11 protein-coding genes are annotated in these 16,054 nt (G+C 59.7%); 6 read left to right on the forward strand and 5 right to left on the reverse strand.

Annotation, left to right across the window (positions count from 1 at the left end; genetic code table 11):
• The first annotated feature begins 150 nt into the window (after positions 1-150).
• From FJ946_RS05935 to FJ946_RS05950, 4 genes are all read left to right on the forward strand, one after another.
• The gene (locus FJ946_RS05935; protein WP_140515093.1) at positions 151-930 is read left to right on the forward strand and encodes a protein phosphatase 2C domain-containing protein; all 780 of its coding nucleotides are present in this window, start codon (positions 151-153) and stop codon (positions 928-930) included.
• Entirely contained in the window at positions 930-3,356 is a 2,427-nt protein-coding gene (locus tag FJ946_RS05940; protein WP_140566543.1) for a serine/threonine-protein kinase, read from the forward strand. Before FJ946_RS05935 ends, FJ946_RS05940 begins: the two co-directional genes overlap by 1 nt.
• A gap of 104 nt (positions 3,357-3,460) precedes the next feature.
• Complete coding sequence (locus FJ946_RS05945) at positions 3,461-3,868, forward strand: DUF1036 domain-containing protein (RefSeq protein ID WP_181165311.1); 408 nt, start codon at positions 3,461-3,463, stop codon at positions 3,866-3,868.
• A complete protein-coding gene (locus FJ946_RS05950) occupies positions 3,865-6,195 on the forward strand; it encodes a M23 family metallopeptidase (RefSeq protein ID WP_140566541.1) in 2,331 nt (776 codons plus the stop codon). Before FJ946_RS05945 ends, FJ946_RS05950 begins: the two co-directional genes overlap by 4 nt.
• A gap of 68 nt (positions 6,196-6,263) precedes the next feature.
• On the opposite strand, the gene FJ946_RS05955 is transcribed toward FJ946_RS05950, so the two are convergent.
• Complete coding sequence (locus FJ946_RS05955; protein ID WP_140498307.1) at positions 6,264-6,797, reverse strand: OmpA family protein; 534 nt, start codon at positions 6,795-6,797, stop codon at positions 6,264-6,266.
• 259 nt (positions 6,798-7,056) lie between these two features.
• Between FJ946_RS05955 and FJ946_RS05960 the strand changes: the two genes are divergently transcribed.
• Positions 7,057-7,566 (forward strand): hypothetical protein, encoded by a 510-nt coding sequence (locus FJ946_RS05960; RefSeq protein WP_224619122.1) that lies wholly within the window; start codon positions 7,057-7,059, stop codon positions 7,564-7,566.
• Positions 7,567-7,622: 56 nt separating this feature from the next.
• On the opposite strand, the gene FJ946_RS05965 is transcribed toward FJ946_RS05960, so the two are convergent.
• The 4 genes from FJ946_RS05965 to FJ946_RS05980 form a co-directional block, all read right to left on the reverse strand.
• On the reverse strand, positions 7,623-8,867 hold the full coding sequence (locus FJ946_RS05965) for a caspase domain-containing protein (RefSeq protein WP_140560437.1): 1,245 nt from the start codon (positions 8,865-8,867) through the stop codon (positions 7,623-7,625).
• A 19-nt stretch (positions 8,868-8,886) separates the two neighbouring features.
• Positions 8,887-9,993 (reverse strand): OmpA family protein, encoded by a 1,107-nt coding sequence (locus FJ946_RS05970; protein ID WP_140566538.1) that lies wholly within the window; start codon positions 9,991-9,993, stop codon positions 8,887-8,889.
• A 246-nt stretch (positions 9,994-10,239) separates the two neighbouring features.
• A complete protein-coding gene (locus FJ946_RS05975; RefSeq protein WP_140566536.1) occupies positions 10,240-12,915 on the reverse strand; it encodes an autotransporter outer membrane beta-barrel domain-containing protein in 2,676 nt (891 codons plus the stop codon).
• Positions 12,916-13,150: 235 nt separating this feature from the next.
• Positions 13,151-13,876 carry a hypothetical protein gene (locus FJ946_RS05980; protein WP_140498312.1) on the reverse strand — a complete coding sequence of 242 codons (726 nt, stop codon included), beginning with the start codon at positions 13,874-13,876 and terminating at the stop codon, positions 13,151-13,153.
• Between the two features lie 189 nt (positions 13,877-14,065).
• On the opposite strand from FJ946_RS05980, the gene FJ946_RS05985 reads away from it, so the two are divergent.
• Positions 14,066-15,520 (forward strand): caspase family protein, encoded by a 1,455-nt coding sequence (locus FJ946_RS05985; protein WP_140498313.1) that lies wholly within the window; start codon positions 14,066-14,068, stop codon positions 15,518-15,520.
• Positions 15,521-16,054 lie beyond the last annotated feature (534 nt).

Here is a 16,054-nt window from a genome sequence, read left to right on the forward strand (position 1 = left end):
TGATCCTGGGCAGTAAGCCGCAGAAGCGCAAAACCAGGCACACACATATTTTAGTTTTCGATACTCTAATGTTTGAGCCTGTGGCAAAGTGGCACGAACGCGCCCGAAGGTGCGCCGCGGAGGACGCTGGGTGAAGCGTTTGGTGGCAAATTGAACAATGTCGCCCTTCCCATTGAAAGCTTCGGCGTGAGCCACAGAGGCTGTGTGCGGGAGCTCAATGAAGACAACTACCTGGTCGAGCCCCAGGCTGGCCTGTGGTTGGTCGCCGACGGGATGGGTGGTCACGACGCCGGAGAAGTCGCTTCAGCCAGTATCGTCAATCATCTGGCAACGATCGGGATTGCCAGCTCCGCACCGGATCTTCGGGCGCGCTTCGAAGACAGGCTGAGCAGGGCTAATGCCGAGATCCGCCGCATCTCCCAGTCTCGCGGGATAACAATCGGCTCAACTTTTGCCGCCCTGCTTGCCATAGACGGGCGGTTCGCCTGCCTCTGGGCTGGTGACAGCCGCGTGTATCTGATCCGCGAGGCCTCGATCTCGCAAATATCGAAGGACCATACCGAGGTTCAGGAACTCATCGATAAAGGCATGCTCACCGAAGCCGAAGCGCTCACCTGGCCGCGCCGCAATGTCATTACGCAGGCAGTCGGCGTCAGCGACGAGATTGTCATCGATTTCCAGCAAGGTGAAATCCTGCCGGGGGACATCTTTGTGCTGAGCACCGATGGCCTGACGGCGCATGTCACCGATGCTGAGATCAAGGCTGCGACAGTGTCCGCGACACCTCAGTCGGCGTGTGAAAACCTGCTGGAAACGGTTCTGGCGCGTGGCGGAACAGACAATGTGACCATCGTGCTTGTCAGGGTCGCGGGCGGATACGACAGCCAGTCGCCCCATCCAGCTGCGTACAAAGCGCGGGGGCGGGGCTGATGAGCGCCGACGACAAGACGCGGATATCGCCAGGCGCGGCCAACACTGCCGTGGGCACGCAACTGAGCGGTATCTACGAACTTGACGAGCGGATCGCATTCGGGGGCATGGGCGAAGTCTACCGGGGCCACAACATCCAGACCGGCGACCACGTCGCGATCAAGATCGTTTTGCCGGAATTCGCGCGCGACCAAACGATCTTGTCCCTGTTTCGCAAAGAGGCAACTATCCTGAACCACCTGTCGCATGACGCGGTCGTGCGTTATCACGTCTTCACGATCGATCCGGGGATCGGTCGTCCCTACCTCGCCATGGAATTCGTCGATGGAGCGTCGTTGTTCGACATCATGCGACGTGGGGCGATGCCGACGGGAGAGGTACGAAAGCTGTGCCATCGCCTCGCCTCCGGTCTAAGCGCCGTGCACCAGGCCGGAGCAATACACCGCGACCTCTCGCCGGATAACATTATTCTGCCGGGGGACCGGGTTGACCGTGCGAAGATCATCGATTTCGGCATCGCACGCTCGGCGACGGTGGGCGGAGAGACCCTGATAGGCGGAAGGTTCGCGGGAAAGTACAACTATGTTTCGCCCGAACAACTCGGGCTCTACAGCGGCGACGTCAGAGAGCAGTCCGACATCTACAGCCTTGGGCTGGTGTTGGTCGCCGCCTTGCGCGGCAAGCCGATCGATATGAGCGGCTCGCAGTTCGAAGTCATCGAAAAGCGCCGAACCGTGCCTAATCTCTCCGATATCGATGACGATTTTCGCGGCATTGTCGAAGCCATGCTTCAACCGGATCCGCGAGACCGGCCCGTCAGCATGGCCGAAATCGCCAGGATGACGCGTGATGAAAACGAGGAGACAATCCCGCCGACTTCCCTCACACCCCGCGTTAGGCCGGGTTTGCCGCCGATAGGGCAAGCCGCGGCTCCAGCCAGCAAGAATGAGGTCGAGCGGCACGACGAGGCAGCCGCGACGGGTTCAGGTGGGCCGCGCTTCGTCCAGCATGTGCGGCCCGCGCATTTGTCTGGACCGCCGCGTCCGGGCCCCGTCGGCGCTGCACGTACCGCCACAGCCGAGGCGCCTGGCAAATCCACAAGGACCCGAACGATCGCGCTCTGTGCCTTGGCGGCGCTAGCCGTGGCCTCTGGAGGCGGCCTTTATCTGGGCGGCGTCATGACGCCTGCGACGCCGACTGTCGGCAAGACGTCGCTTTCCGCGGCAGAGCCAGCAAAGCCCGCGCCCCAAACGTCACAGCCCGCCGCTACGCAGAATGCGGCGAACGCGCCCGAGCCGCCACATGTTGTTCCGCCGGCGCAGCCGAAAACGCAGGCCGGCACACCGCCGGCCGAGGGCAAGCCAGATGCTGTGGCAGCTCAAAGACTGCCGTCGGCCAAGCCTGTCGACATACCTCTACGAACCGAGGCGCCGCCGAAGCCAATCCCGACGAACGCGCCGCCGCCAGGAAGAGCATCGCCGGCAATCCAGCCTGACATGACGGCCAGCGATAGGCAAAAGCCGACTTCCCCCGATACGACCGCTCCAACCCCGCCAGAAGCCGAAACGATCCCAACTCCGCTGCCGGCTGAGACAGAGGTTGTCGAGATCAAAAAGCCCGAACCACGGGCCAGCCCGCCGGCCGCCCCAATCCCGGAACTGAAATCGAATGCAGGTCCAGCGGTGGATGCCAACGGCAACAGCCAGATTTCTGCATTGCCGACAGGCAAGCAGCCGAACCAACGCGTTGTAGCGTTGAACGTGCCCAAACCAGCGATCCCCCCGGCGGTCGACGATATCGCTCAACGCGTCGCCTGGGTTCGCGCCTTCGGCGGCGGCGACTGTTTCTATGCCGCCGTCACATCTGCTACCGACAAGGCCGCCGCAATCGAAGGATTTGGCACGGCCGTCCAGCCATTCGAACGCATGCTCGGCGATTTCCAGGCAAAATTCCATGTCGAGCCAGACATCAGCGTCCGCCTCATTGAGCCAAGCCAATGCGAGGTAACCAATTTTCTGCGCTTTCTGGGACAGACCGCGGCCGACCAGCCGCAGCTTGTTCTCGACCGAACATCTGTGCCGAACGGTACGCCGATTAGCGGTACATTGGTAACGCGCAGAGGGCTCATCTCCAGCGTTCTGCTGATCGACCACAAAGGCATGGTGTTCAATCTCGACGACCGCATCGTCACGGGGTCGGACAAGGCGACCTTCAGGATCCCGATTGGTCTCGGCACGGCCGATAAGGCTGCTGGAAAGTCCGTGCCGCAGATAATACTGGTGATCACGGGCCCTCGCGACATTCAGTCGGCTGCCTTCTCCGATCCCACGCCAGCTTCGGCGCTGTTGCCCAAAATCATCGAGGAAGTCGAGACCGACGGATCTCGGTTCTCAGCCACTGCCAAGTATTTCCGGCTCGGCGGATAGCGTGGGCCTAGCATGGAACGCCGCCGCTGGTGTTTGACCACTTGGTCTGCCCTGCCCGAAAAGCAGCAGGTCCGGTTCCAGCCCTATCTGCCCCGAGGGCGCGCATGAAACTCGCGATCATTTTGGGCGCTCCCCTCGCCCTGCTGTTGTCCAGCCAAGCGCGAGCCGAGTTCACGGTCTGCAATCAGACACTCGATGTCGTCAATCTCGCCGTCGGCCAGAAGGTCGACAATGCGGACCAGACCGATGGATGGTGGACCATCGGCGCAAACCAATGCGTGAACGTTATCCGGGAGGAACTGACCAACCGCTACGTCTACATCTATGCAACTGACGTGTTTGGTCATGCCATCCTCGCCGGATTGACCGAAATGTGCATCGAACGGCGACGTTTCTCGATCCGCGGCAGTGACGAATGCTGGCAGCGCGGCCACATCACCGCCCGGTTTCTGGAAGTCGACACCCTCGAACAGGTGCGGTGGACCTTCTTCCTGACCGCAAGCAATCCGTGACACACCATATCGACACGAGCTTCAGACAGAAGAAGCAGGCGCGCGCCGCCCTTCGCAGGCGCACGCTATGGCGTAGGTTGATGGTGGGTTTGACCTCGGCTGTGCTGCTTTGCGTGGCCGCCGGTTTTTACCTGACCGCGGACTATTGGTCATTCGGCGACGAAGACGAGGAGTTGCATGCGGTCGAGGGGGCGGACGATGTGCCGGCCGACGCATCCGTCTACGTGCCAGCGCTGATCGATCTGGCGGGGGACCCGATGTGGATCACCCTTGCGCCAGATGCCGGCGCCGCAACCAAAGGCCGAGTGGTCCCGCGTCCGGCAGAACTCGATCAGGCCGACGTTTCTCCCCAGCTCGAAGTCCTGTCAGACGTCATGCTGAGCGCCAGCGAAAAATTCATGACGACGATACCGTCGACGCAGGAGGATTTCGCATTCTTCCAAGCGCAACGAAAAACCGCTGCCGCGCCATCGGGCGATCTGGAGAACGATCTTCAACCCTCGCCTCCCGCCAGGGAACTTGAAGCGGCTTCCGGTCAGAAAGCCGACAGCGACGATCCCGAAGCCGGATGGGGTGAGACGATCGATGCAGGCGATGCAGCCCTGCCGGCATTCCAGAAGACCGAGATCGAGAACAACACGAGCGTCGTAGCCGTCACCAATGAGTACCAGCGATTCGCGGCGACCGAAGACACGTTCGTAAAGGTTCTCAATGATCGCAGTCTGGACAGCGTAGCGTTGGATGCGCACTTCTCCGCGCAGGATGCCAAGCTGGCAGGCGAGGCCCTGAGCGCGCTTTTCCACCGGGACGGCCTGGCAGCGGGTTACGTCGTTGCGATGCGAGGGTTCAGGCCGACGCGCGACACGAGCGCAATGTCCCTGATGCAGGTTTCGATCTACGCCAAGAACCTGTTCGTCGGCACGCTGACGCGCAACGGCGCGGGCGCCTTCGTGTCGGGTGTTGATCCCTGGGTTCGCGAAGATCTGTTCAACTATTCGGGCGCACAGGAAGAAGGTACGCATAAACGACAGTATCGTCTGCTCGACGCCATCTATTCGACGGCAGCCCGCAACAATGTTCCAACCGGCGTGATCGGCGAGGCGATCATGTATCTTTCGAGAGGACAGGATCTGGACGCCTTTGCAAGCGAGGACCAGCGTCTGGTGATGATCTATTCACAGACGCCCAGGGGCAAGGACGAGGGCGCGGGACGGGTTCTGTATGTGGGCGTGCAGGGGAGCGAGAAAAGCCTCGACTGTTTTGTCTTCCAGCAAAGCGACGGCCAGTTTGCGTGTGTTACAGGTGACGATCAGGTACGCTCGCTGACAGTCACCAACGGCATGGTCACGCCGGTGAATGGCGTCATGACCTCCACCTTCGGACCACGAAAGCACCCCATTCTGGGGACCGTGCGCATCCATAAGGGCGTCGATTGGGCGGCACCCGTCGGCACGCCGATCGCAGCCGCCTTCGATGGCGAGATCACCTTCCAGGGCGATGGGGGAAGCTACGGCAATCTGGTCAAGATCTTGCACAAAAACGGCCGCGAGACGCGTTATGCGCACATGCAGAAATTTGCAATCGAAGCCGGCGTCGGCACCAAGGTCAAGGCAGGCGACGTCATCGGCTATATCGGCACCACCGGATTATCGACCGGCCCTCACCTGCATTTCGAGCTTTACCAAAACGGCGAGGCGATCGACCCCTTGGGCACGGTTACCGCGGTCGCATCGAACGATTCCGCGGTCGAAACGCTCACCGAGCGCATCGTTCACGTCGAAAGTGGCGGTAGTGCTCGCGCCAAGAATCCTAATTCTTCCGCGACGGGCGCCGGCCAGTTCATAACCAAGACCTGGATCAGGATGATGAATACCTACCGCCCGGAGCTTGCACGCACGCTGTCGACCGACGACCTACTCGCCCTGCGCTACGACGCCACGATCTCGCGAGAGATGGTGCGCAACCTGGCGCGCGAAGGCGAGGCCTACCTGCGCCAGCGCGGCCACCAAATCACGGCCGGCCGGCTCTATCTCTGTCATTTCCTTGGAATGGAAGGCGCGCATCAGGTTCTGTCGGCATCAGGTTCGGCGCAGCTGAGCGCTGTCCTGGGGTCGGCCGTCATCCAGGCCAACCCGTTCCTCACCGGCAAGACAGCCAGCTACGTGGTGGACTGGGCCGAAAGAAAAATGGGCCAGAAGCTGACTCATCAGGCAACCGACGCCGGGTCACAGACAACGACCACCGAAATCCGTCAGACGTCGCCGGAGTTCGAAAAATACAAACAGGCCATCACTGCTCTCATGGGCTCGATCCCAAATACGCTCTGAGCGTCAGGTCTGGCATGAGTTTCTTGCGCAGAAGGGTTCCCCCTCGGTTTGCCGCGCAGTTTCGACGGTTATTGCGTTTTTATCCGCATTTCCACGCGGCGGTTGGCAGGATCGTACGGGTTGGCGTTGCGAGGGTTCTTCTCGCCCATGCCGACGGCGTTGATGCGCGCGGCCTCGACACCGCTGGCCGTCAGGAAAGCTGCCACCGATTTCGCTCTTCGTTGTGACAGACCTTCGTTGTAGCGCAGCGTGCCCGTCGCATCGGTGTAGCCTTCGACGACGAAGTTGAACGTGCTCAGCCGGTTGTCTTTCAAAGCCTTGGCGAACTCTTCGAGCTCAGCGCGCGCGGTTGCGTCGAGTTGGGCCGAATCCAGCCCGAAATTGATCAGCATGTCGAGGTTGGATCTGCCTTCCTGCTGCCCATTGGTGTTGCTCTTGTTGCACTCCTCTTCGGAACCGACACAAATTCCTCGAGATTTGCCAAGATCGGCTGCGCCGGCAAAAAACTTCACGATGTCTTCTGATTTCCGAGCCGGATCGGCGGAAGCATGGTTCGAGAAAAACACGACCGCCAACACAAAGGCTGAACGACTCCACTGCATAGCGCTCCTCCTGTTTGAGTATCCGATTTTGATCGATCGCGAACATATCAAATTCCAGCGCAATTGTCTGTGGCCAAACGTTGGAGGTGCGATCATCGCGACTGTTTTGGCCGTGGCACGGCTTGAGACTTGACCCGCGCCGTGCCTGAGGCTTGAGTGGCCAAAGTTCCTCGATGAAAGCGCGGCGTTCATGGCCCATGGGCTCCGATTCAAAACGGCACGGGATCTTTTCGCAGCTTGTCCCGCTATCACCAGGGACATGCGCACTCCTCCGACCGAACAGCACTCGATCGCGTTTTGCCGCGACCTCCTCGCCGGGCGCATTCCTGAGGAAGCGATTACATTTTGCGCCTACCTGCTTCCCGAGCGGGCCGCAGTCTGGTGGGCCCACGAATGCCTAAGCCATCTGAGCGACCTCTTCGATGAGACCGATCACCGGTTGCTCGGTCTTGTCCGCGACTGGGTGAGCGAACCCGACAGCCCCCGCCATCGAACAGAGATCAGAGCCGCCGCGGCGAAATCGCCAACAACCCCGGTCGGCTGGATTATCCTGGCTGCGGGATCGCGTGAAGATCGGTCAGCCGTGGCCGCGATGCCGGCACTGGATTTGCAACCTTCTCCTGCTGCCTATGCAATCAATGCCGGAATTCTGGCCGGTCTGGCACGCGTGGCGCTCGTGGACCGTTTCTCGGTGCTGTCGGCGTTCGTCGAAATCGGTATCCAGATGGCCGAGATCGAGGCCCTCCACCAGTCAACGGATGCATCTTAGGGGCACTCGCCCACACGACCGGCACCCACAGAACTGGAGGACGCCCTCCGTCCCGCCTACTTGCAACCCCCTTGAGCCCATTTGGCGAGCGCCACCTTGAAGCGTGTCCCAAGCGGATGCTGCAAGCGCAGAACGGAGACATCGTTGGCGGCGAAATTCTTCGCCTGATCACACAGTCGGGTCTCGTTCCACTCATGGCAGCCGTCGCAGTGCTTGCCCTGCCATACCGAATTGTCGAGGCCCTCCACCGGACTGAAGCGTGGCTCGCCTTTTATGAGCTCCGCAATACTCTTCCCATCGATTTCGGGGTCGCCGAAATCGATCGGAACGTCGAAAAAGATCGGGTCGTCAGAGGCGAGTTTTGGGATTTTCTGACGGAGCACATTGAGTGCGAGTTGGGCGTCATTGGCGGAGCTCGACGGATTAGCAGTGGCATTGCGCGTATCCGAGCCGCCTTGCGGTCCGGGAACGCCCGCCTCACCGACGATCAGCGGTGCGTTGAGATCAACCTTGTGCAGGACGACCTCGGTGGTCAGCGAGACGTTGCTCCAGGGGCGCTGCTTGCTAGCGGTTGCCTTGAACACATCGGCGGTAACACGGTTCATCGCCTCAGTGATGGACACATTTGTCTCGCCAATGTGCGCAAGCAACGCCGAGGTGAACGGCGAATGTTTGCCGGATCCGTCGTAGGCGACCTGATTTGGACTGGTGGCGAACGCGACAAGCGTACCGGCACCGCCATTCTCGATCGAGATTTCCGCAAGGCCGCTTTTTGCTCCCCTGACGCCGGCGGTCTTTGCCAGCACCTCGGCTAGAGGATTGTCGCGACAGGCGTCGAGGAAAATAAGCCTTATGCTGGTCTCGCGAGACATCTGTCGCAGAACGAAATCGACAGGCACCGCCTCGAAGTCGAGCGAAGTCTCGTCCTCCAGGGCGGCATCGATCGGAAGAAGGTAGTTGCTGCCTGAAACCTGCAAGCCATGGCCCGCATAGAAGAAAAGCGCGATGTCCGCCCCGCGCACCTGCTTTGCGAACTGCGCTATTGTCGTCTGGGTCTGCAACTTGGTCAGGTCGAAGCCGGAAACGACGTCAAAACCAAGACCCTTCAGGCTTTCGGCCATGGCTTTGGCGTCGCGCACCGGATTGGCGAGTGCCGGGGCGTGCTGATACTGGGAGTTGCCAAGCACCAGCGCTGTACGGCGCTCGGCATCGGCTGCCGTCAAAGTGAAAAGCAGCGCAACTGCCGCGAGCCCGATTGCGCGCAGAAGGCTACTGCGACGGGCGATCAGATCGAAACCCACCGGGACAACAGATCCTTCCTCAGTTGACGAGCTTGGTGGCGGAAAACTCAATGCGCCGATTGAGCGCCTTGTTCTTCGGCGTGTCGTTGCCGGCGACTGGGCGTTCCTCGCCGTAGCCGGTCGCCGTGATCTGCGTGCGCGGAATGCCCGCTCCAACAATGGCGTCGGCCACTGCCTGGGCCCTGCGCTCCGATAAGCGCTTGTTCTCTGCAACCGGTCCATCGGCATCGGTGTGTCCGGAAACTTCGACCTTTAGGCCTGGGCATTTGCTGACGACACCGACGACCTCAGCGAGGAGCGGGCGGCTTTGGGCATCGAGCCGCGCGCTCGCGGGGCGAAAATAGATCGCCCCGGTACGGGACAGCACCGCAAACCTGTTGAGGCATTCCTCATCGTTGAAGTTGGTCTTCGTCGCATCGGTGGCGACGGGCCCGACCTCGGTGCTTGCCGCAACGGTCTGGGCGGGGGGCGGCTTGCTTCCGTCGGCCGTGAACACGAAATCGAACGACACCGATGCGGTAGGAACAATGTTGGTCACACTGGCCGCCTGTTGGAGTTTGTCGACATTGGGCAATAGACCGAAGTCTTCCACATGCACCGCGACAGGGGCCTCCGAGGCGACCGACACCATGGTGTCGCTGACCATGGTCACCACGACATTGGCCTCAAGATCCTTGTCGACCCCATGCAGGTTGAGACGGAATGGAAGAACCGCCTTCATACGTCGCTTGGTGGCGAGGTCGGCAAATGCCGCCGGATCCACTTTCGCTGTCAGTTCGGCGGTTGGAAACTTGTAGGTCTCAAAGAAAAGGAACCGCATCCGGACATTGCGCAGGTCGACCCCGGTATCCACTGAGTTGAGGTCAAAGGAGACCTTGGCGTCGCCGGTCGAAGTAAGGCTGCCGGAAATATTCCTGATCTTGTTGGTTTCGACGATCGTGTTCTTCTTGACCGACTGATAGGTGAGGACCGAAGCGGTCGGATCGAGCGCCCAGTTCGTCTGCGCGTTCGCCGTTCCCAGTCCGGGCAAAAACAACACGAACAACGAAACGATCAAGCCAAGCGTCTTCGCGGCGACTCTGCTTCTTGACCGTGCTTTGCGCCAGACTCCGAGAACTTCGAACATGGCTCCCCCTGCCTACGACAACAGAACCCCGTATCGACATCACGACCATGCGGTGTCTCCAGAGAGCATAGAGCACTTGCTGCCAATTGGCGAGCATCCCGGTTGGTGTGTTTGGCCAGCCCGCGATCCCGGCATCGCGATACCGCACCTTGCCTGAGTGCGGGGGATTCGAAGGTCCTGCTATTCCCATCCCAAAGACGTCAGGAACTCAGCGCGGGCGCGGATGATCCGCGGATCGAGGAACCGCTAGAAAGCTATCTTAAGTCCGAGCTTGGCGCCAATAGTGGAGCTATCCGACGAGGCCTTACCACGGACTTCGCCGTTGACGGTCGTCAACTCCGAGACTTTCAGGTTGAACCCCGTCGATAGCGCCACGGAAAAATCCGCATCGTCGAAGGCGATCGTCCTGGTACCGATCTCGGTCGTGTTCTTGTAACCGAAACGCTGCTGCAATTCGCCACGCGCATAGGGGCTGAACACCATACCGTTGCTCAGCGTGTAATCGCCATAAATGCCAGGCTCGAACTTGATGGCGCCAAATGAAAGCCGGCTCTTGCCGAACTGATTGCCACCGCTGTCAGTGTAGGGATCGCCGCGGAATGAAACACCAAGCAGGCCGCCACGCAGATCGAAACGGGTGCGTTCGCCCAGCGCGAAGATGTGGCCGACAGATCCCGTGACCGCGTAGCCCTCGGTGTCATAGCTGCCGGTGGTGTCAAGCACCCCGTTCATCACGTCGCTTCGGCCGAAGAAACCGGAGGCCGAGACCAGCGCGTAATTGTAGTCCTTGCGCAACAGTGCGTAGCCGCCGAACAGTCCGGCCTTGTTGTTACCTTCCCCTATGGCATCAAATCCCTGGAAGGCTCCGAGATTGACGTCAGTCGAGGCGTAGCCGGCGAATACACCGATGTTCAGGCCATACTCATTGTCGAACTGGAAATGCTTGGCGGCATTGAAGTCCAGGCTGATGGCAGCCGAAAAATCATTGGCATCGAAGCTCGGGCCGGGGCCATTCAAGCCGCCGCCACTGATGTTATAGCCGTCATGCTCGGTATGAGCGAACTGGCCGGAAGCAAAGACCCCGAAGCTCGAAGAAACCGGTACCATTCCAGATCCGGATGCAGGCGAAAGGTGGAGGTCAGCATCGATCGCGTCGCGGTTTATGCCGTAGAGAGCGTCGAGTGCCACCTCGACCGCGCCCGCGTTGGTCGCGCTGGTCGGCGCCGCCGCAATGCCGAAACTGGCCGGCGTGGCACGCAGGAACAAGCCGCCATTCGGGCCGTTTACGATCTCATAGCTGAAAAGCGAACCCGGCGTGCCGGAAATACTTCCGAGACGGAAGGTGCCGGCAACCGGTCCGCTGGCCGAGACGATGATCGGGATATTGGTCACTTGGGCGAATTGGGGGGTGCCCAGCAGATTGACAATAATGGTGCTGGTGCCGGCAGCCGAAAACGCATTGGCAACGAGTTGATCCGACCGTAGCGTCTGTTGGTTGATGTCGAGGCCGATGGTGGCGCTGTGGAGGGCGAGGCCGCCGAGCATCAACACGTCGTCGGCGACACCGTCCATCATGTTGATCAGGGAATTTGTCGCGATGATCGAACCCGGCATAGTGACGTTGCCGTTGATGAACAGCGTTGAACCGTTACCGAGGTTGAGTTGGTTTATGCCCTGCGTGCCACCGCTGAAGCGAAGGGTCGAATGGTCGGCCGAAAAATTGTCGAAGCCGGCAAAGTTCTGGCTCTTGCCGCCGGCGGCAAGGTCGGTGTCGACGACTGTGCCGTTGGCGCCTGTACCGCTGAATAGCACCCCGTCGCTAAGGATGAGCGGCTCGACGGCGCCGATATGATCGATGGTTAGCGTGTTGGGTCCAAGGCCGGTAATGTCACCCTCGATCGTGCCACCCGACAAATGGACATGTTCGGCGTCGATGCCGCCCTTTATGTCGCCGCCGACGACCGAGACGCTGTCGAAGCCTAGGCCGCCGGTGATGTTGCCGCCTGTCGTGGCGCCTATGGTTCCGCCGTTTATGTTGACGGTGTCGTCGCCGTCATTGCCGAATATGCTGCCGCCAATGGTGGCGTTGCCAGCGACCATTATCGTGTCGTTTCCGCCCGCTCCGTCGAGGTCGAGGTCGACCGCGGCACTGCCGCTGACGCTGACCCGGTCATTGCCAGCCCCGGCATCCAGGGCATCAACTGTGCCCCCCGCAATGATGATGGTATCATTGCCATCGCCCCCGGAGAGAACGCCGACGGTCGGCGCACTGAAAAAAATTCCCTCCTCGGTAGTGAGGATGCCGATCGATAACAGGTCGTCACCACTGCCGCCGGTCACGTTGCCAACCTGTGTACCGTCGCCGAATATCACGACGCTGTCGGCACCATCTCCAAGGTCAATGTCCTGAATACTGCCGCTCTGGATGACGACCAGGTCATCCCCCGCCCCGGTATTGAGATTGGCCGCGACGGTTGGGGCGTACGGAACCCCCAAGAAATCCCCATAGAACATCTCAAACCGGTCGTTGCCGCCGAGGAGTTCGATTGTACCGTCCGCCGGCTGCAAGGAGGTCGACCCTCCCGCAGGCAGGCCGCCTACACCGGGTGTTGTCGCCGCTTTATCGGTCAGGAGGCCGCCAAAAATTCTCACGACGTCGTCGCCATTGCCGTCGTAGTCGTTGACGATGACTTCCGACGAGTTCTCGAACCCGCTAAATCGGGTGGTGAATACGCCATCGACGTCCTGAAAATCCCCGGTCGTCGTGCAGTTCACGGTAACCGATGTCGCCTGGAAGGGAGTGCCGCCGCCGTTTGCAGTAGCGGAGCAGGCCGCCGCGCCAGAGACTTGGAACGTGGACGCCGCCGCTAAGGCGAGCAACGAGACTCCCGTCAATTGATAGGCCTCGCGCGACACTCTCATTCGACCCCACCTTACGAGAAATCGATACCGTCACAAATCAAGGCAATTAAATAGATCAACGATCCATCTCATGGGATCGTTGACTGCTTAACCGGCACTGTACGCGTCGCGTTGCTGGACGGCAATGGTTTGGCGTTCGCTCTCAGGAGACTATAAGGCTATCTGTGGCGACAAGGACACTATCGTAAACTTAAATGAACCGGTCAAAAGCAGTGGACAATCTTCAAAGGCATCATTAAAGATCAGAATAGGCCGCCGAAACAGTCAGATCTCCCGCATGTGCGATCTTGCGATGGTAGCTTGCCCATATTTCGCCACCACACTGCTCAACCCAGCGGTGACAGAACGAGAAATCGGTAGGGAGGTCCAGTTCCGGCGTCACAATCTTCGCAAATGGCGTCAGGAAATTCTCGAACTGAGCGGTGTACTTGCTCTTTCTGTAACGAGACCGGTCCACCGTCTCGGGTAACTTCTCGATTATGGCCGTCACGCAGTCGCGGGAGACCAGAAAGATGCCCGTGCCGCATGACGTTACCCGGACAAAGCCTTCTTGCTCTTGCCGAGGTTCGACGACGGTTCCGATGAACTCCAGGCTTTGCGCAAAGGCTTTGTCGAAGGGCAGTGTCGAGAGGGAATGGAGTTTGCGCAGATCGATCCGGCGCCGCGGATACAGGGTGCCGACGACTTGCTTGTCCAGCGCCAGCATCGCCGCGATAAGATCAGGTGAAAAGCCCATGTCACTGTCGATCATCAGAATGTGACTGCAATCCGGTTTATTGTAGTAGAAATTCGTGAGCAGATAGTTCCGCGAAAATGGAATATCCGTGTACTCGATTTCCGACAGCGTGAAGGCGTAGTTGGACAGGCTCTTATGAGTTAAGGCCGCGAACAGGCTGCGAACGAACACGCTTTTGTAGGCTGCTCCATAAACCGGCAGCGCAAGATTGATCTTGGTCGGCATCTTGTCCTCCACAGTCCAATGACTGATCGCATACAAATCCCTTTTCCCTATCTTTGACAGGATTCTTGGTATAAATTTTGGTGACCTTCGCCGGTATGGGGCAGGCGCTCAGGCTGATTGCGGTTGCGTCGTGGTGCGTTGGGAAGTTGCTGGACCAAGATTGAGGCAGGCCGGAGCGAGCGTGCTGACATGACCCACTGCAACGGACTTCTGTTTCGTGTCCCACTGTTTCTCATTTTCCTGCTTCTTGGCTCAGCTGGTGCTCGCGCCGCGGTCGAGCCGACCGCGGCGCCGCAGCCACGCAACCGGCTAGCGATCGTCATCGGGAATTCGAACTATCAAAGCAGCCGACTTGAGCATCTCCCCAATGCTGCAAATGATGCCGCAAAGCTCTCAGAGAGCTTGAAGCGGCTAAATTTTGAGGTCCTGACGGGCACCGATCTTTCGACCCAAGATTTTTCCAGAATCTTTCGAGAAGCTGATGCAAGGCTGCCTACCGTCAGCGCAGTTTTGATTATCTACGCCGGTCATGGCGTGCAGTTGAACGGCGAAAACTACCTGCTCCCGGTCGATACGCCCGATCCTGAAAGCCTGGAAAAACTCACCGCCACGGCCATCAAGCTGAATGATGTGATCGCGCGGTTCGCGCGCCGCGACCGCCAGACGTTCATATTCCTGGACGCGTGCCGCAACAATCCGCTCGGTGCCGGTGCCGGCAATGGTCTGGCGCAAGTTGAAGTCGGTGAAAACACGTTCGTTGCCTTTGCCACCCAGCCAGGCAATGTCACGGCCGATGGCGGCGGCGAAAACAGCCCGTTCACCATTGCGCTGCTGAAGAATCTCGAGATCCCCGGGCTCAGCATTTCGGATATGATGATCCGCGTCCGCAACGAAACCGAAGCGTTGACGGTTGGCCGTCAAGTGCCGTGGGATCAATCGAACCTGCGTGAGCAGTTCTATTTCACGGAGCAACAGGTACTCGATCCGGGACAGTTGAGCGCAAGCCTTTCACGCATCCTTGCGGACCCTGCGGCAAAGAAGAGATTGCAAGTCGAACTTGCCTCCAATGACCTGCAGACCGCCGTGCTAATCGTCGGACAGACGTTGCGGTCGGTCGAGATTCCGGCACCGTCCGCCAGTTCACCGGAGCCGGTTGGCACACAGGTCGCCAATCTGTCTCCGACCGAAAGGGTTGAGGACGCTCGCCAAAGCGTCGTCTCCGGTCTCGAAACGCTCATTGTCGGCGCATCTATGGGCGAGGCGGACAAAGACAAGACAGCCGATCTTGCGCGCAACGTTCAGACCGAACTTCGTCGCTTGGGTTGCTACCGGATGCAGATTGATGGAGATTGGGGCACGGGTTCAATCCGTGCTCTCACCGACTACTACAAGAATACCAAGCAAGTCGCGGCGACGACGGAGCCGAGCGTCGGACTGCTGGGCGATCTCTTTTTGCGCTCAGGCAGAATCTGCAAGCAGCCGGTCATCGTGAAGGCCAAGCCGGCTAAGATAGCGTCGGACGCCGCCCCTTCACGAAACGGCTCCGTACGGACGACTGCGAAACGCTCGCAGGCCGCCCCGAGACGTCCCGCGCCTCCCCCACCGGACATCAGTGGCGGCATAGGCATTGGTGGTGTGTTTTAGCGAGCCGGTCAGCAATGGGCCGCGCTCGAGTTCCAGATCAGGTGCTGCAGCCCAACAAGATGATCAAGCGTCACGGTAACGAGCGCCACGCTGGAATTCGAGGCGAAAAGCTGCGCGGATGATGAAACTGTCCGACCCCGGCCCCTGAGACGGGCGATCATATGCTGGCGTAATTATTCATTCATATTCGGTGGCTCAGTACAAGGTAGATAGCGGGGACTAACATCAACCAGCCCCCCATTCCCAACACTACCAAAATCGCCACGCGCTCGGTTCGCCTGACAAGGTCGGCAATGTTTTCCTCGTTCGTCAAAGAAACAGCGTCCAGTAGCGCAGGCGCATGATCATCGTTGTCATTTGCCGGTTGGTTTGCGTTGCCACTCTCATTGGTTCTCTGGATCGATGTCATTGTCTTTTGCTCACCAAACATACTGGAAATAGAGGGCCCGCCAGCCACCGAAGCGGCTTGCGGGCCCTATCAGCACAGGAAGGGACGTAGCTGTGCCGATCCACGACATGTCAGCCAAGGAATAT

Source organism: Mesorhizobium sp. B2-4-7, from assembly GCF_006442685.1.
GTDB lineage: Bacteria > Pseudomonadota > Alphaproteobacteria > Rhizobiales > Rhizobiaceae > Mesorhizobium.

What these genes read in the sequence shown, in the direction of transcription:
- FJ946_RS05975 (WP_140566536.1), bottom strand. Translation starts at nt 12,915, where the DNA reads ATGAGAGTGTCGCGCGAGGCCTATCAATTGACGGGAGTCTCGTTGCTC.
- FJ946_RS05960 (WP_224619122.1), top strand. Translation starts at nt 7,057, where the DNA reads ATGCGCACTCCTCCGACCGAACAGCACTCGATCGCGTTTTGCCGCGAC.
- FJ946_RS05955 (WP_140498307.1), bottom strand. Translation starts at nt 6,797, where the DNA reads ATGCAGTGGAGTCGTTCAGCCTTTGTGTTGGCGGTCGTGTTTTTCTCG.
- FJ946_RS05985 (WP_140498313.1), top strand. Translation starts at nt 14,066, where the DNA reads ATGACCCACTGCAACGGACTTCTGTTTCGTGTCCCACTGTTTCTCATT.
- FJ946_RS05945 (WP_181165311.1), top strand. Translation starts at nt 3,461, where the DNA reads ATGAAACTCGCGATCATTTTGGGCGCTCCCCTCGCCCTGCTGTTGTCC.
- FJ946_RS05940 (WP_140566543.1), top strand. Translation starts at nt 930, where the DNA reads ATGAGCGCCGACGACAAGACGCGGATATCGCCAGGCGCGGCCAACACT.
- FJ946_RS05980 (WP_140498312.1), bottom strand. Translation starts at nt 13,876, where the DNA reads ATGCCGACCAAGATCAATCTTGCGCTGCCGGTTTATGGAGCAGCCTAC.
- FJ946_RS05970 (WP_140566538.1), bottom strand. Translation starts at nt 9,993, where the DNA reads ATGTTCGAAGTTCTCGGAGTCTGGCGCAAAGCACGGTCAAGAAGCAGA.